The sequence below is a fragment of the Bartonella sp. CR127HXZ genome (assembly GCF_042194555.1).
Lineage (GTDB): Bacteria > Pseudomonadota > Alphaproteobacteria > Rhizobiales > Rhizobiaceae > Bartonella > Bartonella grahamii.
In genome coordinates, this window is sequence record NZ_JBHIMZ010000058.1 from 1 (window position 1) to 886 (window position 886).

General features: G+C 40.5%; 2 protein-coding genes. Both read left to right on the top strand.

The annotated features are described in order from the left end of the window. Positions 1–50 precede the first annotated feature (50 nt). Positions 51–269: a hypothetical protein gene (locus ACFIKY_RS09040; protein WP_273723922.1), complete on the top strand. Its 219-nt coding sequence runs from the start codon at positions 51–53 to the stop codon at positions 267–269. A gap of 6 nt (positions 270–275) precedes the next feature. Beyond that, positions 276–886: phage integrase central domain-containing protein (locus ACFIKY_RS09045; RefSeq protein ID WP_404977315.1), on the top strand; the 611-nt coding region annotated here is incomplete at its 3' end.

Consider the following 886-nt stretch of genomic DNA (forward strand, 5'->3'; position numbering starts at 1 on the left):
GCGTGATTCACGCCACACGTGAATTGCATCTCAATGTAAGGAGAAAAGATATGGCGCCTCGTCCAGCTGCTATAACGCAACCAGCCATTGCACGCGCTTTAAGAGAAGCTAAAAAACAAGGATGTGAACTCGTAGAAATCAAACCTACCGGTGAACTGCTTATCTATCTCAAATCCGATATTCCACTACCAAATTCAGCAGCGCATCCAGACAAACTTTTAGATTTGTCAAAGAATGAATATTACGAAACAGCGCTCTCTAAGATGTAAAATACCATGTCAAAACCACGCCCCCCTCATCTTGTCAAAGAAGTCACACGCCATGGTAAAATTATATGGTATGTACGTATTGGTCATGGACCACGTATTAGAATACGCGGCACCTATGGAACGCAAGAGTTTGTTGACAACTACAAAAGCGCACTTGCCGAGTTACAAGGGCTTATACTTCCTAAATCCAAAACCGGTAAACTTGTTGAAGGGTCATTTGCATGGCTGCTTAAACAATACTTTAACAGCTCCAATTGGCATAGCCTTTCTAAAGTCACCCAAAAACAAAAAGAACTCATCCTTATGAAGGTATGTGATACCATAGGAAATATTCCATACCAAGCAATTGAAAAGAAACATATCATAGCCGGTGTTGAACGGCGTAAAGAAACACCAGCAATGGCTAGAAACTTCCTGAAAGCCCTTAATGGACTTTTTAATTGGGCAATTGATCAAGGTCTTTTGGAAAATAATCCAGCTTTAGGAATAAAAAGACCACCCCTCAAAAACAAAGAGGGATTTCCTGTTTGGACAGAAGAAGATGTCGAAAAATATTATCAAAGATGGCATCATGGTACCCATGAACGTGTCTGGATTGATGTTCTTTTATATACGGG